Here is a 23,972-nt window from a genome sequence, read left to right on the forward strand (position 1 = left end):
ACCCGATACCAAACTGTTCTTCGAATGGTTATAGCTTGAAACAAATCGACCCGACTGGCAATAAAAAGCCCCTAAATTTAGGGGCTTGGATCTTAGTAATCAGATTTGTTGAAAACTTAACCTAACTGAGGCCCTGCGGCGACGAGAGATTGGCCTTCTTCGTTATCTGTGTATTGAGCGAAGTTATTAATAAAGCGTGAGGCAAGATCTTGCGCTTTTTCATTCCATTGCTCAGCATCGGCGTAGGTATCGCGTGGGTCTAGAATGGCTGGGTCCACGCCATGTAAGTCCGTTGGTACTTGCAAATTAAAGATAGGGATATCTTTGGTTGGTGCATGATCGATTGAGCCATCTAAGATGGCATCAATGATACCGCGAGTATCTTTGATGGAAATACGTTTGCCCGTACCGTTCCAACCTGTGTTGACTAGGTAAGCTTCTGCGCCAGCCGCTTCCATTCTTTTCACCAGAACTTCTGCGTATTGCGTTGGGTGCAGTGACAAAAACGCAGCGCCAAACGCGGCCGAGAAAGTTGGAGTTGGTTCGGTAATGCCACGCTCAGTACCCGCTAACTTGGCGGTAAAGCCAGATAGGAAGTGGTACTTAGTTTGCTCAGGGGTCAATTTAGAGACAGGTGGCAGCACACCAAATGCATCTGCGGTTAAGAAAATAACTTTTTTCGCATGACCAGCTTTAGACACCGGCTTGACGATGTTATCGATGTGATACAGCGGGTAAGAAACGCGAGTGTTCTCGGTTTTCGAACCATCATCGAAGTCAATCTTGCCATCCTCTGCCACGGTGACATTTTCTAGCAGCGCATCGCGGCGAATCGCATTGTAAATATCCGGCTCAGCTTCTTTAGATAGGCGAATGGTTTTGGCGTAGCAGCCGCCTTCAAAGTTGAAGATGCCGTCATCGTCCCAGCCGTGCTCATCGTCACCAATCAATTCACGTTTTGGATCGGTGGATAATGTGGTTTTACCTGTGCCAGATAGGCCAAAGAAAATAGCCACATCGCCTTTTTCTCCAATATTGGCCGAGCAGTGCATGGAAGCGATGCCTTTCAGTGGTAGCAGGTAGTTCATCACAGAGAACATACCTTTTTTCATTTCGCCGCCATACCAAGTGCCACCAATAATTTGCGTGCGCTCAGTCAAGTTAAAGGCGATGAAGTTTTCTGAATTCAGACCTTGGGCTTGCCAGTTAGGGTTAGTGGTTTTCGCACCGTTCATCACCACAAAGTCAGGCTCAAAAGTGGCTAATTCTTGCTCAGTTGGACGGATAAACATGTTCTTAACAAAGTGAGCTTGCCATGCCACCTCAGTAATGATTCGCACACTTAGGCGAGAATCTGGGTTAGCGCCACAGTAGCCATCGATAACAAACAAACGTTTATTCGACAGTTGAGTGGTGACCAGCGACTTTAAATCATTCCATACATCAGGGGAGATGGGTTTGTTATCATTTTTACCCTGATCGGACCACCATAGGGTGTCGCGAGTGGTGTCATCTTTTACGATGTACTTATCTTTTGGCGAGCGGCCAGTAAAGATGCCCGTATCAACGGAAACAGCACCTAACTCAGTTACGATGCCTCTCTCGTAACCTTGTAAGTCAGAGCGAGTTTCTTCGGCAAACAGCTGTTCATAGCTTGGATTTCGAAGAACCTCAGTCACGCCGACTATTCCGTGTCTCGTTAAATCAATGGTTGCAGCCTGCGTATGTTCCATAACGGTCATAGGTGCTCCTTTCTATGGATATATTGTAGGGTTTGATAAGATTCTTATTATATTTTTTCACTATGCTATCAACGAGACAGATGGAAAACAGCGAGCCAGTTCATACATGGCGCTTGATTTCTGCAGTGCCCGTCTTGCACTGGAGCCCTTAGTGTATCCCTTAGATGGCGCTTGGCGCTAGCATAAAACAACTTATTTATAAAGAAAAATTAACAAGTCATTTTCTTACACATAATGCCAGCTGATACCCGGCATTGATCACAAAAAGGCCAGATGTTCACTGACCTTTTGATAACTTAATTACAAGTTTTGTTTTTGATGAGAATTAATGCAGCGTATTCTTGCCACTGGAGGCGTTGGCGAATAGATCAGCCACGTCGGCTGGGGTAAAGGTGTAGCTGGTTCCGCAATAATCACAGTGCAGGGAAATTTCGCCTTCGCTGGCCAAAATATCATCGACTTCTGCTTTATCAATGGTCAGAATGGCAGATGCACTGCGCTCTCTGGAGCAGCCACATTTAAACTCCACAGCTTGCGGTTCGAACAACTGAACCTTTTCTTGATTATACAGGCGGTAGAGTAGCTCATTGGCTTCTAACGTGAATAGCTCAGTGTCTTTGATGGTTTCGGTGAGCTTTTCAAGGTGGTCGAAATCATTTTCTGAGCCAGAGCCGTCGGGCATCACTTGCAGGAGCATTCCAGCGGCATGAGAGACACCTTCAGATTCGCCAGTGCGAATCCATAAACGCGTCTTAAGCTGCTCTGAGCGCTCAAAATAGGCTTCAATAATTTGCGCCAAGTTATCGCCTTCCAAACCAACCACACCTTGATAACGTTCGCCTTGCTTAGGTTCGATAGTAATGACTAAGTGACCTTTGCCTAGCATATCATGCAAGCTGGCGTCTGCGGCGATATCGCCTTCCCAACGAGCGATTCCTCGCACTTGTTGTTCGTTGTTGCCGTTAATCACCACTAAAGAGACAGGCCCGTCGCCTTGCAGCTGAAGGGTAATCGAACCTTCGAACTTTATTGTAGCGGTGAGAAGGGTAGTGGCGACTAGCAGCTCACCGAGTAACGTTTCTAACGGTGCTGGATAGTCTTTGTTCGACAACATTTTCTGATACGCTTCATCTAGTTGTACCAGCTCGCCACGTACGGACAAATCTTCAAAAAGGTAGCGATTTAACACATTGTTTACCATTGGAATGACTCCAGCTTATTGATGTTTAAATTTGATGATGTCTCGACGCTGTTTTTTGTCGGGACGTTTTTCTGGGCTCGGATTGTGCGCATTGAGTTTGCGTTGCAGTGCGTTATCTTCGCGCTTTCTTAAGCTTTCTTCAGTTTCGCTGTACAAAGTTTGCGCTATAGGCGCACCACGCCGCTGATCAGAAATTTGTTCGATTACGATCACTTTTTCGTCATGTCCTTGGCGTAGGGTGATCACCGCACCCAGTTCAACTATCTTACTAGGCTTACTGCGTTGGCCATTGTAGTGAACTTTGCCGCCGTCGACCATGCTGCGGGCGATGGAGCGTGTTTTGTAGAACCGTGCGGCCCACAGCCATTTGTCAAGACGAACTGACTCCGAGTGTGTTTTCATAGACGCAAACTTACTTTCTTATTAGAGAATGTTGTTAATAACCAGTTGTAACAATGGTGTTTGGGTACGCAATTTTCAAGGTGGGATACAAATATTCACCCAAGTTTGATGCATAAGGGTTGCGCTATGCTATATTTGAGCGCTATTGCCAGAAGTTAGGCGCAAATTAACCACTTTTTAGAATATTGTTAAGGGACATTAGTGAGGCGCATTGATTTAAATTTACTATCTAAGCCAGACTTTTGGTTGAACTATTTTAATGAAAACAGTTTTGAATTGCAGCAAAAGCTAAGCGTAATTATCACCGCTTGGCTGCTGGTGGTTTCTGCTTGGACCTTGGGCGATCTGGTCTGGATGGTTGGTGGCAATACATCACAAGTGGCCCAGTGGACGCCACCCATGGTGGACAGAAATGCCGCGGCGCACAAGTCGCTGGATGTGAGCAAACTTGAGCAGAGTCACCTGTTTGGCGTGTATAAGAAAAAAGACACGCCTGTGGTCGCTCAAGTGGTACAAAACGCACCCAAAACCACACTGAACTTGATTTTGGTCGGCACAGTTGCAAGCTCTGAGCCAAATCAAGGCGTGGCCGTGATTGCTAATCAAGGCCAACAAGCGACATACGGCATTAATGATGTGATTAAAGGCACGCGTGCAAAATTGAAAGCGGTGCTTATCGATCGCGTTATCATTGATAACAATGGCCGTGACGAAACCTTGATGCTGCAAGGAGTGAAATATTCTCGTCTTTCAGAAGTCAGCGCTAAACCTATTTTTCCTGTCGAGGACAGCAATATGCCCGCAGTGAAAAGGCAGGCATTGATAGCAAAAATTCTCGAGCAGCCAAGAACGCTTCTTCAGTACGTCAGATTTTCTCCAGTGAAAAGAGATGGTCAGTCGGTTGGATTTCGGATTTCACCGGGAGCCAGTCCGGAACTCTTTACCTCTTTAGGACTCAAAAGTGGCGATATCGCGACGGAGATAAATGGATTGGATCTCACAGATCCGGCGAATCTAGACAAGGTTTTTCAAGGAATTGTTCAAGATCATAAGCTAAACATAACGATAGAACGAGACGGGCAGCAACGTGATGTCAATATTAATATGTAAGCCTGTGCGGTTTCACGCAGGTAGAGGAGTTGAAAGTGAAGCATTGGCTTAACAAGGGTACGTGGCTGTTGATACTCAGCTTATTGGGCATGCCAACGATGGCATTGGCTAATGAGTTTAGTGTTAACTTCAAAGGAACTGATATTCAAGAGTTCATCGATACCGTTGGGCGTAATTTAGGTAAAACCATGATCATCGACCCGTCCGTGCGCGGTAAAATCGATGTCAGAAGCTATGACCCATTAAATGAAAAACAATATTATAGTCTATTCCTCAATGTGTTAGAGACGTATGGCTTTGCTGCCGTCAAAATGCCTGATGGCGTAATTAAAGTCATTCGTGCCAAGGACGCTAAAACCGCGCCAGTACCGGTGCTTTCGGGCAGTGATAAGGCCAAATACAGTGATGAAGTTATCACTCGCGTAGTGGCGGTGCACAATGTCTCGGTGCGTGAACTTTCACCCATCTTGCGTCAGCTGATCAATAACGCAGGCTCTGGCAACGTGGTCCATTATGATCCATCCAACATCATTCTGATCACTGGCCGCGCCGATACGGTTAACAAGCTGGTCGAAATTGTGCGCAAAATCGATCAGGTCGGGGATAAAAACGTGCAAGTGGTGGAGCTGAAAAACGCCAATGCCTCCGATGTGGTCCGCACTATAGATTCGCTGCTTAAATCCAATAATCCACAAAATACCCCAACCAATATGCAGCCAAAACTGGTGGCCGATGACAGAACCAACTCGATTCTGATCTCAGGCAGCCCAGAAGTGCGTGCCCGTTTGATTACTTTAATACACCAACTCGACATCAACATGGTGTCGAAAGGCAAAAGCCAAGTGGTGTACCTAAAATACGCCAAAGCCGAAGATGTCGCCAAAGTGCTGCAAGGGGTGGCGAAAACCTTAGAAGCGGAGAAAGCGGCCAAAGGCACAGGCAAGTCCTCGGCGGCCGATGTGTCTATTGAACCATCCAAATCGGTTAACGCACTAGTGATTACCGCGCCGCCCGATATCATGAAATCGCTGAAAAGCATCATTAAACAGCTCGATATTCGCCGTGCTCAGGTGTTGATTGAAGCGCTGATTGTGGAAATGAGTGAAGCGCAAGGGATTAAACTTGGCGTGCAATGGGGCTCGCTAGAAAGTGGCTCTGTGATCCAATATAGCAATACTGGTGTGCCTATTGGTAATGTAATGACTGGTTTGGAGGATGCTAAAGATCAGACGTCAACGGAGTACTACACCAATAGTGCTGGTAACCAAGAGCCTTATACTGTTACGTCATCAGGGTCTTACGACAATTTATCCAAGGCATTAAGCGGGGTAAATGGTGCGGCAGTCAGTTTGATTATGGGAGATTGGACGGCCTTAATCAGTGCTATTTCTACTGACTCGAATGCCAATATTCTTTCCTCGCCAAGCATTATGGTGCTGGACAACAGTGAAGCTGACTTTATTGTTGGTGAAGAAGTGCCTGTGGTGACTGGCTCAACAGCGGGTTCCAATAACTCCAACCCATTCCAAACCGTAAGTCGTAAAGAAGTCGGTATTAAGCTTAAAGTGACACCGCAAATTAACGAAGGTAACGCGGTAAAACTGACCATTCAGCAAGAAGTGTCCAATGTGCTGCCTGCTGATGGTGCGGTGGATGTACGTTTTGCCAAACGTGAGCTTAACACCACGGTGATGGTTAACGATGGCCAAATGCTGGTATTAGGCGGTTTGATTGATGAGCGTGCAGTAGAGAGTAAATCCAAGGTGCCAATTTTGGGTGATATCCCAATTATTGGCGCGCTGTTTAGATCCACTTCAACCAGCACGGAAAAGAAAAACCTAATGGTGTTTATTAAACCAACCATTATCCGCACGGGCGTGGCCGCAGATGGCGTGACTGAGCGTAAATACAACTACATTCGCGCCGAGCAGCTGTACAAAGCCGATGAAGGTTTGGATTTGGTTAAAGATTCCAATATTCCGGTATTGCCTAAATTTGGTAATGATGCTCATTACCCACCCGAACTACAAAATATAATCAAACAAGTGGATAAAACAGGTAAGAAATAATGGATGAAGCATCCAATATTACCGTGCAGCGGCGGCTGCCATTTAGTTTCGCTAATCGATTCAAAATGGTGTTCGCCCAAGCTGAACAAGAGCAAGCCATTTTGTATTTTGTGGCGCCGATTTCAATCCCGGCCTTGGTGGAAGTCAAACGCGTGATGCAGACCGAGTTTTGTTTGCAAGAGCTTAATGCCGAAGCGTTTGATAGTAAGCTGACCCAAGTCTACCAGCGCGACTCTTCCGAAGCGCGCCAATTGATGGAAGACATAGGTGCCGATAGTGATGATTTTTTCTCGTTGGCAGAAGAGCTGCCGCAAGATGAAGACTTACTCGAAGCCGAAGATGACGCGCCGATCATCAAGCTGATTAACGCCATGCTGGGTGAGGCCATTAAAGAGGGCGCGTCAGATATTCATATCGAAACGTTCGAGAAATCTTTGTCGATTCGATTCCGCATCGATGGCGTGCTACGCGACGTGCTAGCGCCAAGTCGCAAGTTGGCTCCTTTGTTGGTATCGCGGGTGAAAGTCATGGCGAAACTTGATATCGCTGAGAAACGCGTGCCACAAGATGGCCGCATTTCGCTGCGTATCGGTGGACGTGCGGTGGATGTGCGTGTATCCACCATGCCATCGTCGCACGGCGAGCGCGTGGTGATGCGTCTACTGGATAAAAATGCCACTCGCTTGGATTTGCACAGTCTTGGTATGACGGCCAATAACCATGATAACTTCCGCAAGCTTATCCAACGCCCGCACGGCATTATTTTGGTCACCGGTCCTACGGGTTCAGGTAAATCAACCACCTTATATGCGGGTCTAACGGAAATTAACAGCAATGAGCGCAATATCCTCACTGTGGAAGACCCCATTGAGTTTGATATCGATGGTATCGGCCAGACTCAGGTAAATCCTAAAGTGGACATGACCTTTGCCCGCGGCTTACGTGCCATATTACGTCAGGACCCTGATGTGGTGATGGTTGGGGAAATTCGTGACTTAGAAACCGCGCAAATTGCAGTGCAGGCTTCATTAACCGGTCACTTGGTGATGTCAACCTTGCACACCAATACGGCTGTCGGCGCTATCACGCGTTTGCGCGATATGGGCATTGAACCTTTTTTGATTTCGTCATCCTTGCTAGGCGTGTTAGCGCAGAGACTGGTACGAACCTTATGCCAAGAGTGCATGCAGCCATTTGAAGCGGACAAAGAGCAGAAAAAACTGTTCGAGCTGGAAGAAAGTGAGCCGCTGACTTTGTATCGCGCTGTCGGTTGTGAGAAGTGCAATCAAAAAGGTTATCGCGGCCGAACCGGTATCCACGAATTGCTTTTGGTGGACAGTAAAGTTCAAGAGCTTATTCACAGCGAAGCAGGTGAACAAGAGATTGAACAAACCGTTCGCACTATGACGCCAAGCATCCGCTCGGATGGCTTAGAGAAAGTAAAACGAGGTATTACTTCTTTAGAAGAAGTGATGCGTGTGACTAAGGAATCCTAATGGCGGCATTCGAGTACAAAGCGCTAGATGCCAATGGCAAGCGCAAGAAAGGGGTGATCGAAGGGGACAATGCTAGGCAGGTTCGTACTCGCCTTAAAGAGCAAGGCTTGGTGCCTGTCGAAGTGTCTGAAACTCGCGCGTCAAAATCGCCAAGTGGCGCTTCATCATCGTCAAGCCTTAGCTTTAAGCGCGGCATTGGCACCACAGACTTAGCCTTGTTAACTAGGCAGCTATCCACCTTAGTGCAATCTGGTATGCCATTAGAGGAGTGTTTAAAAGCCGTATCAGAGCAATCTGAGAAGCCACGCATTCGCAGCATGCTGATGGCGGTGCGCTCCAAAGTCACCGAAGGCTACACGCTGGCGGACAGCATGGCCGATTACCCACACATTTTCGATGAGCTGTTTCGCTCTATGGTGGCGGCGGGCGAGAAATCCGGTCACCTTGATGCGGTACTTGAGCGACTGGCCGATTATGCGGAAAGTCGCCAGAAGCTGCGCTCAACCATACAGCAAGCGCTCATCTATCCAGTGGTATTGGTGGTGTTTGCTGTCGGTATTGTGGCCTTTTTGTTAGCGAACGTTGTGCCGAAAATCGTTGATCCCATTATACAAATGGGGCAAGCTCTGCCTGAATCTACCCAGTTTTTATTAGCGGCGAGTAAATTTGTTCAGCATTGGGGTATTCACCTCTTCATTGCCATTCTGGTGGTGATTTACCTGATCAAATGGCTACTGAGTAAGCCCAGTATTCGTTTGAAATGGGATAAAAAAGTGGTGTCGATGCCTTTAGTCGGAAAAATATCCAAGGGCCTGAATACCTCGCGCTTTGCTCGAACTTTGTCCATTTGTACCTCCAGTGCGATTCCCATTTTAGATGGCATGCATGTCGCGATGGATGTGATGTCAAACCAATACATTAAACAGCAAGTCGGTATCGCGATGGAAAGCGTGCGTGAAGGGGCCAGCTTAAGAAAGTCGTTAGATCAAACTAAGCTGTTCCCACCAATGATGCTACACATGATTGCCAGTGGTGAACAAAGTGGTGAGCTTGAGAGTATGCTGACTCGCGCGGCGGACAACCAAGACTCTAACTTTGAATCCACGGTCAATATTGCGCTAGGGATTTTTACCCCAGCGTTGATTGCTCTGATGGCAGGAATGGTGCTGTTTATTGTTATGGCAACCTTAATGCCAATGCTCGAAATGAATAATTTGATGGGTCGATAGTCTAGCGACTCGTTGGTCAAAATATCGGAGAACGTATGAAAATAAGAAAAAATAAACAATCAGGCTTTACCTTACTCGAGCTGATGGTTGTGATTGTTATATTAGGTTTGTTGGCGAGTGTGGTTGTACCGAACTTACTGGGCAACAAGGAAAAAGCGGATCAGCAAAAAGCGGTTACCGACGTGGTGGCATTAGAAAATGCGCTGGATATGTATAAGCTCGACAATGGCGTGTATCCAACCACAGATCAAGGCCTAGAAGCCTTGGTGAAAAAGCCAAGTAGCGATCCTGAACCGCGTAACTACCGTGATGGCGGTTATATCAAGCGTCTACCAGATGACCCATGGGGCCGTCCTTATCATTACCAAAACCCAGGTGAACATGGCGCTGTTGACGTGTTCTCTCTAGGCGCAGATGGTCAAGAAGGTGGCACTGGCGCTAACTCCGATATCGGTAACTGGAATATTCAGAAGTTCCAATAACTTGAGAGGGTGGCGCAAGCCACCCCAATTTCACTATGCAGTCACACCGTGGTTTCACCCTCATCGAAGTTCTTTTGGTTGTTTTGCTAGTAGCAATTACGGCGGTTGCAGTGATTTCTACCTTGCCGACCAATAAAAAGGACTTTGCCAAAAAATCGGCGCAACTTTTGTATCAGCGCTTACAGCTTCTTAATGAAGAAGCTATTTTGAATGGCCAGGACTATGGCATCAGAGTCAATGAGACCAAATCTCGTTACACCATTATGACGCTCGGCGAAAAAGGCTGGCAAGTGAAGAAGCTGGAAAATATGTCAGCGCAAACGCAGCTACCCAGTGACTTGTCATTGCACTTTGAGCTAGGCGGTGGTGTCTGGAAAGATAACGATCGGCTATTTAAGCCCGGAAGCTTGTTTGATGACAGCAAGTTTGATGACTCAGATGATAAGGAAAAAAAACAAGAGCCGCCGCAAATATTCATTCTTTCTAGTGGTGAAGTGACGCCTTTTTCACTCACCCTGTATCCGGCCAACTCTTCCATTTCGGAAAATGGTTGGACGGTATTAACCAAAGCCAATGGTCAAATTCTTCTCCGCCAGCCGGGAGAGACCGATGAGAAATAAAACCCGCGGCATGACGCTGTTAGAGGTGTTAGTCGCGCTGGCTATCTTTGCCACTGCGGCGATTGCCATCATTAGAATGGTGACACAACACATCAATACGTTAAGTTACCTGCAAGAAAAAACCTTCGCTTCAATGGTGGTGGACAATCAGATGGCGCTACAAATGCTGAAGCCAAAAAGTTTGGCAGAGCGTTCAGGGACAGAAAAAATGGCCGGGCACACTTGGTATTGGAAAGTGACCCCCATTGCCACCACGGACAATTTGTTGAAAGCGTTCGACGTGAGCGTCGCAACCAGTAAAACCTCCAGTCCGATAGTGACGGTAAGAAGTTATGTCCCGAACAATACCACGCAATAAAGCCAGTCGAGGCTTCACGCTCATTGAGGTGCTAGTGGCCATCGCCATTTTTGCCAGCCTCAGCATTGCCGCTTATCAAGTTGTTAACCAGGTACAAAGAAGTAATGCAGTGTCACTTAGCCAAGTTGATCGGCTGAAAGCATTGCAACGTGCCTTGGTGTTTATGGATAACGACTTTCGACAAATTGCCCAGCGGCATTTTCGTACCAATGGCAGCGACCCTAGCTCGGAATACATTATGTATCAAGATTACCTGCTAGATTCCGACGGCAAGGGGGTGATGTTCACCCATTATGGCTTTTTTAATCCGATGCAACAATTTCCGCGTGGCGAAGTGACCAAGGTGGGCTATCGCGTTAAAAACAAGGTGCTGCAAAGGGTGTGGTGGCGCTATCCCGATACTCCTGCGGGAGACAAAGGCGAAGTGACGCCTTTGCTAACCGGAGTCGATGCCTTTTCGCTGCGCTTTTACAATGGTTCGGAGTGGAGCGATGAATGGGAAGAGGCAAACAAATTGCCAAAGGCGATTGAAGTGGATCTGACCTTGCAAGATTTTGGCAAGCTCAAACGTATCTATCTTGTTGCCAGTAACGATAACGATTCGTCTAGCTCAAGCGATAGTGGGGGTAACAATGATACCTAAACCATCGTTGGCCACAAAAAACCGTATGCGACGACGCCGACAGCGCGGTGTGGCACTGATTATTATATTAATGCTGGTGGCCATCATGGCAGCGATTGCGGCGTCCATGTCAGAGCGATTATTTACGCAATTCAAACGCTCGGGTAACCAGATCAACCATCAGCAGGCCTATTGGTATGCTATCGGTGTTGAGGCATTGGCCGAAAAAGCGATAGAAGAAAGTTATAAGCAGTCTGAAAATGATAGCAATAAAACCGTTAATCTATCTCAGCCGTGGGCCTACGGTGGTAAGGAGATGAGCTTGGATTTAGATTACGGTAAAATGAAAGGTAAGATCGTCGACAAACAAGCCTGCTTTAATATTAATGCTTTGTCAGGGGTTGCGCCGACCTCCAATTCTCCCAATGGACCTTATCTGGTTCGCTTTTTCCAAAACCTATTAGAAAGTGTCGGAGTGGAGAGTTACAAGGCGGAAGTGATCGCCAATTCGACTTGGTCGTATGTCAGTGCAAATCAAGCGGTGCGTGCGATGACAGGAATTTCTGACAGTCATTACGAATCACTTAAACCATCGTATTTACCACCAAATGGTATGATGGCCGACAGCAGTGAGCTGCGTGCGGTCAATGAAATGACGGGCAAGATTATGCTCGAGATACAGCCGTTTATCTGCGCCTTGCCGACCACGGAGTGGAAAATGAATGTGAATACTCTCAAGCCGAATCAAGCGAACTTGTTGGCGGCTTTGTTTTACCCTAATTTAAGTGTATCTAATGCCAAACAAATTATTGCTGATCGTCCAGAGAAGGGTTGGGAGACAGTGAGTGCCTTTATGTCTTCTTCATCGGTGTTGACCGGGCTTAGCGATACGGCGCGTTCGGATGCGGAAAAGTACCTCACCGTGGACAGTGCCTACTTTGGGTTGGATGCACAAATTTTCGTTGGAGATTCGAGAGTAAGAATTCGAAGCTTATTGTTTAGTAAAGATAGAAAAACTGCGACGGTGATACGCCGCCGCTTTGGAGGAATCAGTGAGCGAGTGCTTGATCGTTCGTCTGAGTAGTCAAACAACGTCGGCGATACCTTGGTTGGTATGGTCGAACACTCAACAGCAAGTTGTTGAGTCTGGTGAATTGGCCACCTGGGAAAACATATCAGAAATACAACAAATCGCCGATCAGCGTCAGGTCGTTATCTTGCTTGCGGCGAACGATGTGATTTTGTCGGAAGTGGAGATTCCCGCCGGTGCGTCTCGTCAATTGGACGGTTTAATACCCTACTTGTTAGAAGATGATGTTGCGCAGGATGTCGATGAGCTGCATTTTTCTGTGCTGGATAAAAAAGGCCAGCAAGCGGTCGTGTGTGGTGTCAATCGCGCTTGGCTCGATGATGTGCTTGAGCAGCTGCGACGCATGGGCGTTGAAGTAAAACGTGTTCTGCCTGAAATACTGGCTTTGCCATCTAGCGATGAATTGACAGGGGCGTACTTTCAAGGGCAATGGCTAGTTAAAAAAGGCGATTATCTCGGTTTGGCCGTCGATCCTGATTGGTTGGAAGTGCTGAAAGACTCTGACTGGGTAAAAGAAGACGACAGATACCTTTCTCTTACTGCCTACTCTTCATTGCCAGACATGGACTATGCCTCAGAGCAAGAATGGTGTGAGCAAGAGAATGACTCGATTTGGAATTTGTTGGCAAGTCAGGCCAGTCAAAGCTCTATTACCTTGCTCACCGGAGCATTCAAGCCAAAATCGGCGTTATTAAGGCATTGGAAGGTTTGGCAGAAATCCGCTATTTCAGCGGCGGTGCTGATTGTTATCGTCACCGGGTACAACTTATTAAAGGTCAACGAATACGAAAATCAAGCCGCAGCGTATCGCGCGGAAAGTGAACGTATTTTTCATCAGATTTTCCCTAATAAGCGTCGTATACCGACCATGAGTTATTTGAAGCGCCTGATGGAAGATGAAGTTCAGCGCCTATCAGGAGCCGATAACCAAGCGTCTATGTTGGCTTGGTTAAATAAACTGCCAGAAACCGTAGAGTCTGTGCCCGGTATGGAGCTGCAAAGTATCAAATACGATTCCTCACGGGGTGAGCTGAGAATTGAAGCCAGCAGCAAAGATTTCCAAAGCTTTGAAAAAGCGCGTATCGAGCTGCAAAAGCAGTTTAAAGTGCAGGAAGGCCAGCTAGGTCGTGATGGCGATGTGGTTAGCGGTACGTTCTTACTCACCAAAAAGGGAGGCTAACGTAAAATGGAAAAGTTATTAGAGCCAGCTAAAGCTTGGTGGAGCTCCATTTCTCAGCGAGAGCAGCGCTTGGTGATCGTCTGCTCGGTGGTGTTTGCGGTCTACCTTATCTACAGCGCCATTTTGCAGCCTTTGTCTGATGCTTCGCAAACGGCTCATATGCGCATTAGCAGTGACCGCGAGTTGCTGACTTGGGTAAAAGAGAAAGCCGATCAAATCACCGAACTTAGGGCACAAAGTGGGGTGGCGACCTCGAGTCAGACCCTAAACCAAATCATCTCGTCTTCTACACGTCGTTTTAATATCGAGCTTATTCGGGTACAACCGAATGGCGATATGTTGCAGGTATGGACTCAACCATTGCCATTTAAGCAGTTTGTTAGCTGGTTAGATTATTTGTCAGAAAAACAAGGGGTCAACGTGGCATTTATGGATGTGGCTAAGACAGATACTCCTGGTGTGATACAAATCAATCGACTGCAGTTTAAGCGAGGTTAATTTGGAGCGTTTTAAATCGATTCTTAGCAGTAAAACGGTGTGGATTGCCTTGTTGGTATTGGTGTTCATCATTAGCTTGATCGCCCATGTGCCTGCGTCATTGGTGGTGAAATATCTGCCCTTACCCCCACAGCTCTCCGTATCAGGTGTCAGTGGCACGGTGTGGACAGGCAGCGCGTCCAATGTGCGCTGGCAGCGCACGCCTTTAGGGGAAGTCGATTGGCAGATTCACTTGGCTCCTTTATTTCTGGCCAACCTCGAAGCGCAAGTGCGCTTTGGACGCGGCAGTGACTTAGGTCTAAGAGGAAAAGGGACCATGGGCTATCGTTTCAGCGGCCCTTATGCGAAAAATGTCATTGCCTCCATGCCAGCTGAAAAAGTGCTACGGTACGTGAATCCAAACCTACCGGTCACTTTAGGCGGACAAATGGAGCTGTCATTAAGGCATGTCGATTTTGCGGATACGCAAACGGAAAAAGATATCGGCACCTTGGCGTGGAATGACAGTTATCTTGGCTCGCCCATTGGTAGCTTAAAGCTTGGCCCTGTCATGGCGGATCTGCAATTTAGCAAAGGTCAGTGGTCGTTAACTGGCAAGCAAAACAATGCTCAAATGAGCAGTGAGTTTTCTGGGCAGTTTAGCGAGCGCAGTGGATATGACGTGCAGGGTTGGTTTAAACCAGGAGCAGAGTTTCCTACTGATTTGGTCAAACAATTGCAGTGGTTGGGGAGACCTGATAATCAGGGTCGTTTCCATTTCAATCAAGCCGGAAGAATCTAGTTTACTGATAAGCTCAATATAATTTTACTCGATAATAAGGGGCTAACCCAATGGGTTAGTCCTTTACTTTTAATCCTTTACTTTTAGTACTTGATCCCAAGGTAAGCCTTCATCACCAATCACTATAAAGTTCGGGTTTTCAAAACTCTCCCTCTCATTGTAAGAAAGAGGCTCAAGCTGAGTGCTGAGTATCCGGCCGCCAGCTTCTTCGACAATGCACTGCGTAGCGGCGGTATCCCACTCGCCTGTCGGGCCTATACGCAAGTAACAATCCACCGCGCCTTCTGCCACTAGACACGCTTTGAGTGCGGCTGAGCCAAGTGGTACCAAGTCATAATCCCATGAAGTGCTCATTCGGCTGGTAATGCGATTAATGTCTTGTCGGCGACTAATGGCAATAGAAATCGAAGAAGTGCTTTCTTCATGTGTTAACGTGTTGATGCGGATGCTGTTATCTATATCTGGGATCTTCCAGGCCCCTTTTCCTTTATGAGCGTAGTATGTCACGCCAGACACAGGCCCATAGACCACGCCCATGATTGGGTGGTTGTTTTCCACTAACGCGATGATGGTGGCAAAATCACCACTACGGGCAATAAACTCTTGGGTGCCGTCTAGTGGGTCAACTAGCCAGTATCTATCCCATTGGCAGCGCTCTTCATAGCCGATATCGGCTGCTTCTTCGGACAATATTGGAATATCTGGTGTCAGCTCGGCAAGTTGTTTACTGATCAGCTTATGCGCGGCAATATCGGCGCTGGTCACGGGCGTTTGGTCGCTTTTGGTGTAGGCTTGGTACTGTTTATTTTCGTAAATGTCGAGAATCAGTTGGCCAGCCGAGCGCGCGATTTCGATAATCGAAGGCAAGAGATGGGACAAATCCGATGTGGCAGGCATATGGGCTCCTAACGCCTAAATTTATGATAATTTAAGATGCTTAAGCGTAAGCATTAATGCGGTGATCGAGCGTGCTTCACAAAAATCGAGATGTGATAATAATTCTTCTGCTTGTGATAAAGGCCAGCGTACGACGTCTAACGGCTCAGGCTCATCACCTTCTAATGTCTCTGAGTATAGATCCTGTGCGACAAAAAGAGTCATTTTACTGGAAAAATATGATGGGGCGACCACGACCTCTTTGAGAGCCATGAGTCTCTTGGCGCCAAAACCAATCTCTTCTTTTAGTTCACGATTGGCGGCCTGCTCTGCCGTTTCACCTAAATCAACCAAGCCTTTTGGAAATCCCAACTCATAATCTTCTGTTCCTGCGGCATACTCTCTGATCAACAACAATTCACCTTTATCAGTGACAGGCACCATCATGACACCGCTGCGACCGCTGGGTTTGAGCCGTTCGTAGGTTCTTTCAACACCGTTGCTGAAGCGTAAATCGAGAGACTCAATAGTAAACAATCTTGATTGGGCGACAGACTTTTTGCATAAAATTACAGGTGGAGTTCGTTTACTCACAGTACTCTCTCCTTAGCTGAATCAGTGAGTATAACTATATGAGAAAACGGGTGTGATTGAAAAGCAATAGATGGGGTGTTTATTGCCTTGAAGATAAAATTAAAGCCAGAGTGTGTTTGCTCTGGCTTCGATTGTTCACCGATTAAGTGTCGCTGCAGTTGCTACAACGGCCTCAATAAAAGGTTAGTAGTAAGAGTGCTCACCACGGTCGTGTTCGGTTGCATCGCGCACGGCAGACAGTTCACCTTCAAACATGTCAAGTAGCTGCTTTTCAATGCCTTCTTTTAAGGTCACATCTACCATTGAACAGCCATTACAACCGCCACCAAATGCGACGATGGCCACGCCATCTTCGGTGACTTCAACGACATTGACATGGCCTCCATGGCTGGCAAGTTGAGGGTTGACTTGAGTTTGAATCACGTATTCAACACGCTCGATCAATGGTGCGTCATCAGCCACCTTGCGCATTTTTGCGTTTGGTGCTTTTAAGGTAAGTTGAGAGCCCATTTTGTCGCTGACGTAGTCAATCTCGGCATCTTCTAAGAATGGTAAGCTTAGTTCGTCAACATACGCAGAAAAACCAGCAAACTTTAGCTCAGTATCAGAGCCTTCAACCGCTTCGACTGGGCAGTAAGATACGCCACATTCTGCACTTTGAGTTCCCGGATTAACCACAAACACACGAATATTAGTGCCTTCAGGTTGTTGCTCTAAAAGGTTCACAAAATGGCTTTGCGCAGCTTCAGTAATGGTAATAGAATCGGACACAATGAATACCTGACTAATTTTGTAAGTTATTAGCGCCTATTCTACTCTTGTCGTGCGAGAGATCTAGTTTTTTAGTCCGTTTGGTCTGATGTTCGGCAAATACAGTATACATCTACCTGCCTTACATTCTGTTTTATAAGTAGTTTCACTAATTGGTTTACGGTCTCACCTGTTGTGACGACATCATCCACGATGGCAATGTGCTTTCCTTTTGGAGGGTGATTAAGGCGAAAAGCCTGCTGAACGTTGCGCTTTCTTTGTGTCTTACTGAGCCTTTGTTGTTTGGAGGTGGGTTTAACCCGGGTAAACAATTTTCTCTCTAGTGGCACGTCAAGCAAGGAGCTTAACTGTCTCGCCAATAACTCACTTTGATTGAACCCTCTAACTAATTGCCTTCGCCAGTGCAGCGGCACGTAAGTGATGGTGTCTGGTCGATGGTCAATTCTCGTTGCGAGTAGTTGAGCGAGGCTGGATGCGTGCCAAAACTGTTTGCCATGTTTTAGTTTGTGTAGGTATACCGACAGTGGAGGCCGATATTCACTCAAGCAGTACAGTTGATGCCAAAGCGGAGGGTTGGAAAGGCATGTGCCACAATGCGCCATTGGGGTTTGGGTCGTTAGCCCGCAGCGAGCACATTGACAGCGCTCAACTAGCCTTTGATAGCAAATCTGGCACCAGCAAGTTTGGGTTAGATTGGGTATATTCAGTCGGCATAAGCTGCACTGTGTAGGAAGAGTGAGGTGCATGCATTCTCGTAGCCATTGATATAACATAGCGCAAATTTGAAGACACTGAATGTATTTCGTCAGTATGACGAATTCAAGTTCAGGTAGGGGATGGAAATAGTGGTAGAGAGTGTGAGCGCGCAATCAAGTTTGCATTGGCAATCTATGGGCGAAGGTAAAGATATTGTTTTGCTACATGGCTGGGGCATGAATGGTGCAGTGTGGCAACAAACCGCAGATCAGCTCAGTCAGTCGTTTCGTGTACATGTGGTCGATTTGCCAGGTTATGGACACAGTCAAGCCCTTACTGCTTTAGATTTGGATTCTATTAGCAAGTTGCTGCTTAATCAAGCACCAGCCAAAGCCATTTGGCTCGGTTGGTCATTAGGTGGTCTTATTGCCTCTCATGTTGCGATTCATCATGCGTCGCGAGTAGAAAAGCTGATTACCGTTGCAAGCTCACCTAAGTTTTCTGCGCAGAAGCCATGGCGAGGTATCGCGCCTAAGGTGTTGCAAGATTTCACTCAGCAATTGCTGGACAATTTCTCTGTCACTGTTGAGCGGTTTATGGCACTGCAAGCCATGGGTAGCCCAACTGCTAAATTGGACTTAAAGCAGCTTAAGAAAGCGGTGCTTTCGCGTCCAGAGCCTGATGAAAAAGTGTTGTTGTCGGGCTTAGGTTTACTTGCTGATGTGGATCAAAGAGAGCAACTAAAAAGCCTAACCGTACCAATGCTCAGGCTATATGGCCGCTTGGATGGACTGGTTCCGGTTAAAGTGGCTCATGATATGGATGAGTTACTGCCGAGCACCCAACAGCATATTTTTAGTCAATCCTCCCATGCACCATTTATGACTGAACTAGAAGAGTTCTGTGAGTGTGTGCAGCGCTTTGCGTTGTAGAAAGGGGGGGGCAACTTACAAAACCACTCGCCAAACAATGACTCAAGCTTTTCTCAATATTGCCGATAAAGGCTTAACCTGATGGTGATTTAGCGCAAATGCACTATTGGGCTGTGGGCGATGCTGAGGAGGTTTCAGTTATGATCGTATCACCAGCGAACGTTGGTGTGCCACTTATCGCCCCATCAGTAAACGTGCAGACGGAACAGGTTGCGCATGACAATAAGTCACGTGAACCAATAGTGCCGACGGTTGAATTGGTCAAGACCAATGCTGAAAGAAAAGTCAAAGGTGATGATAAGCAGCGAAATCGCCCATCATGGGACCCTTCAGAGCATCCAAGTTATGAAATGGAGAATCCCCCAGATGAAGATGCGAGCGCTGAAGATGAAGAGAGTCGAGATCATCTCGAAAAACTGTTCAGCTTGCTGTCGCTTGAGACATATAGTCAGCATCAAGGGAAGGGCTATACGATGCGATTTAGGCTGCCAAAGCGCGTGATTGATGCAGCGATAACAGAAGGGCGAATGGCTTGTCGGCGCACGGTGATCAAATATCACTACGGGCAAGCGGTTGTACCTAACACACCTTCTGACGTAATAGCAGTGTTATAACGCTTGCGTTGTAATCATTGCACCAGCCAATACCCACTTACCTAGGTAAGTGGGTATTTCTTTTTACATTAGCTATTTTTTGCTTTAGCAAACGCTTGTGCAAAGGCACCACCCATTGCGCTGTTTTGTGGCGCGTCGGCTTTTTTGCGCTGATGGTTAGATGAGCGTTGGTTTGATGCACGCGGCGCATTGCCTTGTCCTGGCTGATCGTCTAGTCGCATGGATAGGCCAATACGCTTACGTTTGATATCCACTTCCATGACTTTGACTTTGACGATATCACCAGCCTTAACCACTTCTCGTGGATCGGAGACAAACTTGTTGGTCAGGGCGGAAATATGCACCAGCCCGTCTTGGTGGACGCCAATATCAACAAATGCGCCAAAATTGGCCACATTGGAGACCACACCTTCTAGCACCATGCCAGGTTCTAGGTCGGAGATTTCATTGACTCCATCAGCAAAGGTTGCGGTCTGAAATTCTGGACGTGGATCTCGGCCGGGTTTATCCAACTCTTTGATGATGTCTCTGACGGTCGGTAAACCGAAGTTCTCATCGATATAATCAGAAGGGTGCAGCTTTTGTAGAAAATCACTATTGCCAACGAGCTCTTTGACGGCTTTGTGATTTTTCTCAGCGATATTTTTCACTAAGGAATAGGCCTCAGGGTGAACCGCTGAGCTGTCTAATGGGTTTTTGGCATTTAATATGCGCAGAAATCCCGCACATTGCTCGAAGGCTTTTGGCCCAAGGCGTGCGACTTTTTTTAAAGTGGTGCGTGACTCGAAGCGGCCATTCTCATTTCGATAATCGACGATATTATTAGCGATAGTGCTGCTAAGCCCTGCCACTCTTGCCAGTAGAGCGGGAGAGGCGGTATTCACATCCACACCAACAGCGTTAACGCAGTCTTCTACTACGGCATCAAGTTGCTTCGATAGCAAAGACTGACTGACATCATGTTGATATTGGCCGACACCGATGGATCTCGGGTCGATTTTGACAAGCTCTGCTAGTGGATCTTGTAGTCGCCTTGCAATGGACACAGCGCCGCGCAGAGACACGTCCATGTTGGGGAATTCTTTAGCGGCTAGCTCAGACGCTGAGTAGACAGACGCCCCCGCTTCGCTGACCATGATCTTCTGCACGTTTAACTTGCCGCGCTTAATGATCTCTGCCACAAAAGCGTCGGTTTCCCGTGACGCCGTACCATTGCCAATTGCAACGAGATCAACCTGGTATTTTTTGATCAGCCCTTCAACGACATGCGCCGATTTCTCGTATTGGTTTTGCGGTGGATGCGGATAAATGGTTTCTGTGGTCAGTACCTTTCCTGTGGCATCGACGACGGCGATCTTTGAGCCAGTTCTTAAGCCAGGATCTAAGCCAAGTGTTGCGCGCGGTCCAGCAGGCGCTGCCATCAATAAATCTTTCAAGTTGGTGGCAAAGACGTTAATTGCTTCAATTTCGGCGCGCTCTTTCAGTGTGCTCATGAGTTCAGTTTCCATGTGCATGGAGAGTTTGACTTTCCATGCCCAGCTAACCACTTGCTTGCGCCAAGGATCGGCAGGTGCTTGGCTTAAATGAATGCCATAGTGCTGATAAATGAGGCTTTCACAAAATGATTCTTTCGCGGCGGCTGGTTGGTCTGGATCCGCATTCATGGATAAAGTGAGCACACCTTCATTACGGCCACGCAGCATAGCAAGTGCGCGGTGGGAAGGCACTTTGCTTAATGGCTCGTCATGTTCGAAATAATCTTTGAACTTCTCTCCGCTTGATTGCTGACCGTCTACCACCCGCGAAGAGAGCAACGCGTTTTTATTCAGGTGTTGGCGCAGTTTGCCAAGTAGCTCGGCATCTTCAGCGATACGTTCCATAATGATGGCCCGAGCGCCATCCAGCGCTTGTTTGCTATCTTGAATTCCTTTATCTGCATTGAGATAGTTTGGCGCTTCGTGTTCCGGTTCGGTTTGCGGTTGTAACCACAAGGTATCGGCTAATGGCTCTAAGCCCGCTTCAATGGCGATTTGCCCTTTGGTTCTTCTTTTCGGTTTGAACGGCAGATACAAGTCTTCTAGGCGAGTTTTGGTATCGGCCTTAGCCAGTTGCTGTGCCAGTTCATCAGTGAGTTTTCCTTGCTCGCTTATCGACTTTAGGATGGTTTCCCTACGGTCATTTAACTCACGCAAGTAAGTCAGGCGGCTGTCCAAAGTACGTAATTGGGTATCATCCAATCCCCCAGTCACCTCTTTACGATAGCGTGCAATAAATGGCACCGTATTTCCGTCGTCAATTAAGGTGACGGCGGCTGAAACTTGGTCTAGACGAACTTGGAGTTCGTTGGCAATTAATTGGCAGATTGCTTGGCTCATCCGGTGAATCTCTTTAGATATTTATGTTTGAATATACCCAAATTACTTCGAGATGCGAGTTTCAGCGAGATAGATAAGGCTTCAATGCTAGGCAGAGATGTGAGGCATAGTCATTCTACGCCGAATATCTCTAACGACGCAGTGAGGCCTTATCTGCTCGCCCTGAATCCTGCATCTTGAAGTAGTTTGGGTATAAAGTTGGGGTGACATAGCGATTTTGCAATTGTTTGATGCTTGAAATGTCAATGTTGCGATGAAAATCGCCACTATATAGCAAGAATTCCTCGCAAAAGGTTAACAAACTGGATATTCGATATGTTAGTTTGAATGCAGGTAAAGCCGTAATGTAATTAATATGGAAGTGACGAATGAAGAAAAAGGTGCTTTTGTTTATTGCTCTTATTTCCAGTATGAGCGCTAGTATGAGTTACGCGCTTGAACAGTACTCGGTAAGAAACCCCGCATACTCTCTAGATGATAAATTAGTTCTTGGCCAAGAAGAGCAGGTGTATTTTTCTTCGGTAAAAGGTCTGGAGAAGGTGCCGTTTATCGCCAAAATTGACACGGGCGCCGATTCAACCTCAATCAATGCGACAGATATTGAAATTCGAACCCACAATCGCAAACTTAGCCATTTAAAAGATGGGGTGCTTCTAGCGGCCATTGTCAATGTCTCTAAACGCCATACTGAATTGTGGTTGGAGAAGAAAAGTAACCAGACGTTGGTGGCGTTTAATCTGGTCAATCCTTATAGCGGTAAAACGTTTCGTGTGGAAAGGCCGCTCATTAAAGTCTCTCAGATAAAAAGCCGTAGTAGCAATGAGCCAATATTACGTCCGCTGGTGAGTATGCCAATTAGCATTGCGGGAAAAACGTTTGATACCGTAGTGAATCTCACCGACAGAAGCCACTTTTCTGCTCAGGTATTGATTGGCAGAACACTGCTAAAGCACAAGGCTTGGGTATTTGGCGGATATAGATATTTACAAGAGCAGCCAAACGCTATTCTTGCTGGCCGAAAAGAACGTATTTCGATTGGTGATGTGATGCTTAATGCTGAAGTGTCAATGAAATACAACTTTAGCCGCTTAACAGCAGATAAGATTCAAGTTAGCCCAAACCATAAGCAGGTTACTTTTGAATTAGCTGGCAAGAACCATTCCCGCCAATCTTTCAGTTTACCTGTTGCTCGCATGCTTAAAGTCAGTGGTGATATGAAGCCATTGGTCTATCTTCCTGTGGAGCTTAACAGTACGCACAGGCAATATTGGCTGGCTTATCTCACGCACTCTGGCAAAGGTAAAAGTAAGATGAGGATAGGCCGTGATGTTATCAGTCAGCATTTGATGATCGAAGCGGATAAAGAGTACTTGTTTAAACACCCGTTGACTATCTATAGCCAGAGGAAACCCCATGACCAAGAGTTACTTATCTCACCACAAGAAAGGCTGCAGCTCGACGGCAACATGGTGCAGACCACAGTTTCAACCAGAATAAGCACACCCATTCTGCGTGTGAGCTCGCTCTCCGTTTCGGATAACAAGCAGACAGCTGATTACATCATGGCTGTGGACGGTGACAAGGTTATCGAGCGTGAAGGGAAAGTGAAGCGCTGGGTGAAAATTGGCCGCTCTCGTTATCCAGTGGTGCAAGGCAAGGTGACGATTTTAGGTCATCAAAGACCGATAGAATTTGCGTTGAAGGAGCTGGGTAGTGATGAGAAGACGCCTTACCTAACTCTAGGGCGAAAACTAGGGAAAACCGAGTTACTTATCAACCCTAGGGTGGATTACTTGCTCACTGAACATCCTTTATTTCGCGCCGGGCATATTGAAAAGGTTCAAGTGGAAGGCATGACCTTTTCTGCCAAGCTGGACACTGGTGCCGATGTTAGCTCAATCAGCGCCGAAAATATTAAGTTGTACAAGGAAGACGCTAAGCAGATGGTCAGATTTTTATATCGTGATAAGCAAGGCAATAAAAAGGAAATATCTTTGCCAGTGGTGAAAATGATGCATATCAAAGCGAAAAAAGGTGAAAAAGCCAATGCTCGGCCTGTGGTACGGCTGCCAGTGCAATTGGGTAAGCTTAAGGAAACCATCGAGGTCAATTTGCAAGATCGCTCTCGGTTTGATTACAGCATGATATTAGGGCAAAACTTTCTTAAGTATGGCGTGTTAGTGGGTAGTGATAAAAACTATTTACTTGGCAAATAAAGTGTATAGATAGCGACT

General features: G+C 46.8%; 23 protein-coding genes. 15 read left to right on the plus strand and 8 right to left on the minus strand.

Annotated elements, in window-relative coordinates:
• Positions 1 to 116: 116 nt before the first annotated feature.
• From pckA to hslR, 3 genes are all read right to left on the minus strand, one after another.
• Positions 117 to 1,742, minus strand: a complete 1,626-nt coding sequence (gene pckA, locus M9194_RS02530; RefSeq protein WP_250610806.1) for a phosphoenolpyruvate carboxykinase (ATP) — start codon at positions 1,740 to 1,742, stop codon at positions 117 to 119.
• A gap of 325 nt (positions 1,743 to 2,067) precedes the next feature.
• Positions 2,068 to 2,943: an Hsp33 family molecular chaperone HslO gene (gene hslO / locus M9194_RS02535; RefSeq protein ID WP_250610807.1), complete on the minus strand. Its 876-nt coding sequence runs from the start codon at positions 2,941 to 2,943 to the stop codon at positions 2,068 to 2,070.
• A 15-nt stretch (positions 2,944 to 2,958) separates the two neighbouring features.
• Positions 2,959 to 3,345 carry a ribosome-associated heat shock protein Hsp15 gene (hslR, locus tag M9194_RS02540; protein ID WP_250610808.1) on the minus strand — a complete coding sequence of 129 codons (387 nt, stop codon included), beginning with the start codon at positions 3,343 to 3,345 and terminating at the stop codon, positions 2,959 to 2,961.
• A 201-nt stretch (positions 3,346 to 3,546) separates the two neighbouring features.
• Here hslR and gspC point away from each other — a divergent pair, with 201 nt between their 5' ends.
• From gspC to M9194_RS02600, 12 genes are read left to right on the plus strand one after another with little or no spacing between them, the layout of a single operon-like run.
• Entirely contained in the window at positions 3,547 to 4,455 is a 909-nt protein-coding gene (gspC, locus tag M9194_RS02545; protein WP_250610809.1) for a type II secretion system protein GspC, read from the plus strand.
• 35 nt (positions 4,456 to 4,490) lie between these two features.
• Complete coding sequence (gene gspD, locus M9194_RS02550) at positions 4,491 to 6,524, plus strand: type II secretion system secretin GspD (RefSeq protein WP_250610810.1); 2,034 nt, start codon at positions 4,491 to 4,493, stop codon at positions 6,522 to 6,524.
• The gene (gene gspE, locus M9194_RS02555) at positions 6,524 to 8,020 is read left to right on the plus strand and encodes a type II secretion system ATPase GspE (RefSeq protein ID WP_250610811.1); all 1,497 of its coding nucleotides are present in this window, start codon (positions 6,524 to 6,526) and stop codon (positions 8,018 to 8,020) included. The genes gspD and gspE overlap by 1 nt, the downstream gene beginning before the upstream one ends.
• Positions 8,020 to 9,249, plus strand: a complete 1,230-nt coding sequence (gene gspF, locus M9194_RS02560; protein WP_250610812.1) for a type II secretion system inner membrane protein GspF — start codon at positions 8,020 to 8,022, stop codon at positions 9,247 to 9,249. Before gspE ends, gspF begins: the two co-directional genes overlap by 1 nt.
• Before the next feature lie 35 nt (positions 9,250 to 9,284).
• The gene (gene gspG, locus M9194_RS02565) at positions 9,285 to 9,731 is read left to right on the plus strand and encodes a type II secretion system major pseudopilin GspG (protein ID WP_250610813.1); all 447 of its coding nucleotides are present in this window, start codon (positions 9,285 to 9,287) and stop codon (positions 9,729 to 9,731) included.
• 35 nt (positions 9,732 to 9,766) lie between these two features.
• Positions 9,767 to 10,351: a type II secretion system minor pseudopilin GspH gene (gspH, locus tag M9194_RS02570; RefSeq protein ID WP_250610814.1), complete on the plus strand. Its 585-nt coding sequence runs from the start codon at positions 9,767 to 9,769 to the stop codon at positions 10,349 to 10,351.
• On the plus strand, positions 10,341 to 10,709 hold the full coding sequence (gene gspI / locus M9194_RS02575; RefSeq protein ID WP_250610815.1) for a type II secretion system minor pseudopilin GspI: 369 nt from the start codon (positions 10,341 to 10,343) through the stop codon (positions 10,707 to 10,709). Before gspH ends, gspI begins: the two co-directional genes overlap by 11 nt.
• The gene (gspJ, locus tag M9194_RS02580) at positions 10,684 to 11,352 is read left to right on the plus strand and encodes a type II secretion system minor pseudopilin GspJ (RefSeq protein ID WP_250610816.1); all 669 of its coding nucleotides are present in this window, start codon (positions 10,684 to 10,686) and stop codon (positions 11,350 to 11,352) included. The genes gspI and gspJ overlap by 26 nt, the downstream gene beginning before the upstream one ends.
• On the plus strand, positions 11,342 to 12,415 hold the full coding sequence (gspK, locus tag M9194_RS02585) for a type II secretion system minor pseudopilin GspK (protein ID WP_250610817.1): 1,074 nt from the start codon (positions 11,342 to 11,344) through the stop codon (positions 12,413 to 12,415). Before gspJ ends, gspK begins: the two co-directional genes overlap by 11 nt.
• Positions 12,384 to 13,601, plus strand: a complete 1,218-nt coding sequence (gene gspL, locus M9194_RS02590) for a type II secretion system protein GspL (protein ID WP_250610818.1) — start codon at positions 12,384 to 12,386, stop codon at positions 13,599 to 13,601. The genes gspK and gspL overlap by 32 nt, the downstream gene beginning before the upstream one ends.
• A 6-nt stretch (positions 13,602 to 13,607) precedes the next feature.
• On the plus strand, positions 13,608 to 14,099 hold the full coding sequence (locus M9194_RS02595) for a type II secretion system protein M (protein ID WP_250610820.1): 492 nt from the start codon (positions 13,608 to 13,610) through the stop codon (positions 14,097 to 14,099).
• A gap of 1 nt (position 14,100) precedes the next feature.
• Positions 14,101 to 14,880 (plus strand): type II secretion system protein N, encoded by a 780-nt coding sequence (locus M9194_RS02600; protein ID WP_250610822.1) that lies wholly within the window; start codon positions 14,101 to 14,103, stop codon positions 14,878 to 14,880.
• Between the two features lie 69 nt (positions 14,881 to 14,949).
• On the opposite strand, the gene cysQ is transcribed toward M9194_RS02600, so the two are convergent.
• The 4 genes from cysQ to M9194_RS02620 form a co-directional block, all read right to left on the minus strand.
• Positions 14,950 to 15,777, minus strand: a complete 828-nt coding sequence (gene cysQ, locus M9194_RS02605) for a 3'(2'),5'-bisphosphate nucleotidase CysQ (RefSeq protein WP_250610823.1) — start codon at positions 15,775 to 15,777, stop codon at positions 14,950 to 14,952.
• A 21-nt stretch (positions 15,778 to 15,798) separates the two neighbouring features.
• The gene (nudE, locus tag M9194_RS02610; protein ID WP_250610824.1) at positions 15,799 to 16,350 is read right to left on the minus strand and encodes an ADP compounds hydrolase NudE; all 552 of its coding nucleotides are present in this window, start codon (positions 16,348 to 16,350) and stop codon (positions 15,799 to 15,801) included.
• Between the two features lie 183 nt (positions 16,351 to 16,533).
• Positions 16,534 to 17,121 (minus strand): Fe-S biogenesis protein NfuA, encoded by a 588-nt coding sequence (nfuA, locus tag M9194_RS02615; RefSeq protein ID WP_250610825.1) that lies wholly within the window; start codon positions 17,119 to 17,121, stop codon positions 16,534 to 16,536.
• 71 nt (positions 17,122 to 17,192) lie between these two features.
• Positions 17,193 to 17,867: a phosphoribosyltransferase family protein gene (locus tag M9194_RS02620; RefSeq protein WP_250610826.1), complete on the minus strand. Its 675-nt coding sequence runs from the start codon at positions 17,865 to 17,867 to the stop codon at positions 17,193 to 17,195.
• A 90-nt stretch (positions 17,868 to 17,957) separates the two neighbouring features.
• On the opposite strand from M9194_RS02620, the gene bioH reads away from it, so the two are divergent.
• Together bioH and M9194_RS02630 are read left to right on the plus strand one after the other, a co-directional pair.
• The gene (gene bioH, locus M9194_RS02625; RefSeq protein WP_250610827.1) at positions 17,958 to 18,749 is read left to right on the plus strand and encodes a pimeloyl-ACP methyl ester esterase BioH; all 792 of its coding nucleotides are present in this window, start codon (positions 17,958 to 17,960) and stop codon (positions 18,747 to 18,749) included.
• A 140-nt stretch (positions 18,750 to 18,889) separates the two neighbouring features.
• A complete protein-coding gene (locus M9194_RS02630) occupies positions 18,890 to 19,363 on the plus strand; it encodes an ATP-dependent Lon protease (protein WP_250610828.1) in 474 nt (157 codons plus the stop codon).
• A gap of 68 nt (positions 19,364 to 19,431) precedes the next feature.
• Here the strand turns inward: M9194_RS02630 and M9194_RS02635 are convergent, their stop codons facing one another.
• A complete protein-coding gene (locus tag M9194_RS02635; RefSeq protein ID WP_250610829.1) occupies positions 19,432 to 21,738 on the minus strand; it encodes a Tex family protein in 2,307 nt (768 codons plus the stop codon).
• A gap of 368 nt (positions 21,739 to 22,106) precedes the next feature.
• Here M9194_RS02635 and M9194_RS02640 point away from each other — a divergent pair, with 368 nt between their 5' ends.
• A complete protein-coding gene (locus M9194_RS02640) occupies positions 22,107 to 23,954 on the plus strand; it encodes a putative ATP-dependent zinc protease (protein WP_250610830.1) in 1,848 nt (615 codons plus the stop codon).
• Positions 23,955 to 23,972: the final 18 nt, after the last annotated feature.

It is taken from the genome of Vibrio sinus, from assembly GCF_023634645.1.
GTDB classification, from domain to species: domain Bacteria; phylum Pseudomonadota; class Gammaproteobacteria; order Enterobacterales; family Vibrionaceae; genus Vibrio; species Vibrio sinus.

Coding starts and splice junctions, on each gene's coding strand:
- pckA (WP_250610806.1), bottom strand. CDS start 1,742: ATGACCGTTATGGAACATACGCAGGCTGCAACCATTGATTTAACGAGA.
- hslO (WP_250610807.1), bottom strand. CDS start 2,943: ATGGTAAACAATGTGTTAAATCGCTACCTTTTTGAAGATTTGTCCGTA.
- hslR (WP_250610808.1), bottom strand. CDS start 3,345: ATGAAAACACACTCGGAGTCAGTTCGTCTTGACAAATGGCTGTGGGCC.
- gspE (WP_250610811.1), top strand. CDS start 6,524: ATGGATGAAGCATCCAATATTACCGTGCAGCGGCGGCTGCCATTTAGT.
- gspF (WP_250610812.1), top strand. CDS start 8,020: ATGGCGGCATTCGAGTACAAAGCGCTAGATGCCAATGGCAAGCGCAAG.
- gspG (WP_250610813.1), top strand. CDS start 9,285: ATGAAAATAAGAAAAAATAAACAATCAGGCTTTACCTTACTCGAGCTG.
- gspH (WP_250610814.1), top strand. CDS start 9,767: ATGCAGTCACACCGTGGTTTCACCCTCATCGAAGTTCTTTTGGTTGTT.
- gspI (WP_250610815.1), top strand. CDS start 10,341: ATGAGAAATAAAACCCGCGGCATGACGCTGTTAGAGGTGTTAGTCGCG.
- gspJ (WP_250610816.1), top strand. CDS start 10,684: ATGTCCCGAACAATACCACGCAATAAAGCCAGTCGAGGCTTCACGCTC.
- gspK (WP_250610817.1), top strand. CDS start 11,342: ATGATACCTAAACCATCGTTGGCCACAAAAAACCGTATGCGACGACGC.
- M9194_RS02595 (WP_250610820.1), top strand. CDS start 13,608: ATGGAAAAGTTATTAGAGCCAGCTAAAGCTTGGTGGAGCTCCATTTCT.
- cysQ (WP_250610823.1), bottom strand. CDS start 15,777: ATGCCTGCCACATCGGATTTGTCCCATCTCTTGCCTTCGATTATCGAA.
- M9194_RS02620 (WP_250610826.1), bottom strand. CDS start 17,867: ATGCACCTCACTCTTCCTACACAGTGCAGCTTATGCCGACTGAATATA.
- bioH (WP_250610827.1), top strand. CDS start 17,958: ATGGAAATAGTGGTAGAGAGTGTGAGCGCGCAATCAAGTTTGCATTGG.
- M9194_RS02630 (WP_250610828.1), top strand. CDS start 18,890: ATGATCGTATCACCAGCGAACGTTGGTGTGCCACTTATCGCCCCATCA.
- M9194_RS02635 (WP_250610829.1), bottom strand. CDS start 21,738: ATGAGCCAAGCAATCTGCCAATTAATTGCCAACGAACTCCAAGTTCGT.
- M9194_RS02640 (WP_250610830.1), top strand. CDS start 22,107: ATGAAGAAAAAGGTGCTTTTGTTTATTGCTCTTATTTCCAGTATGAGC.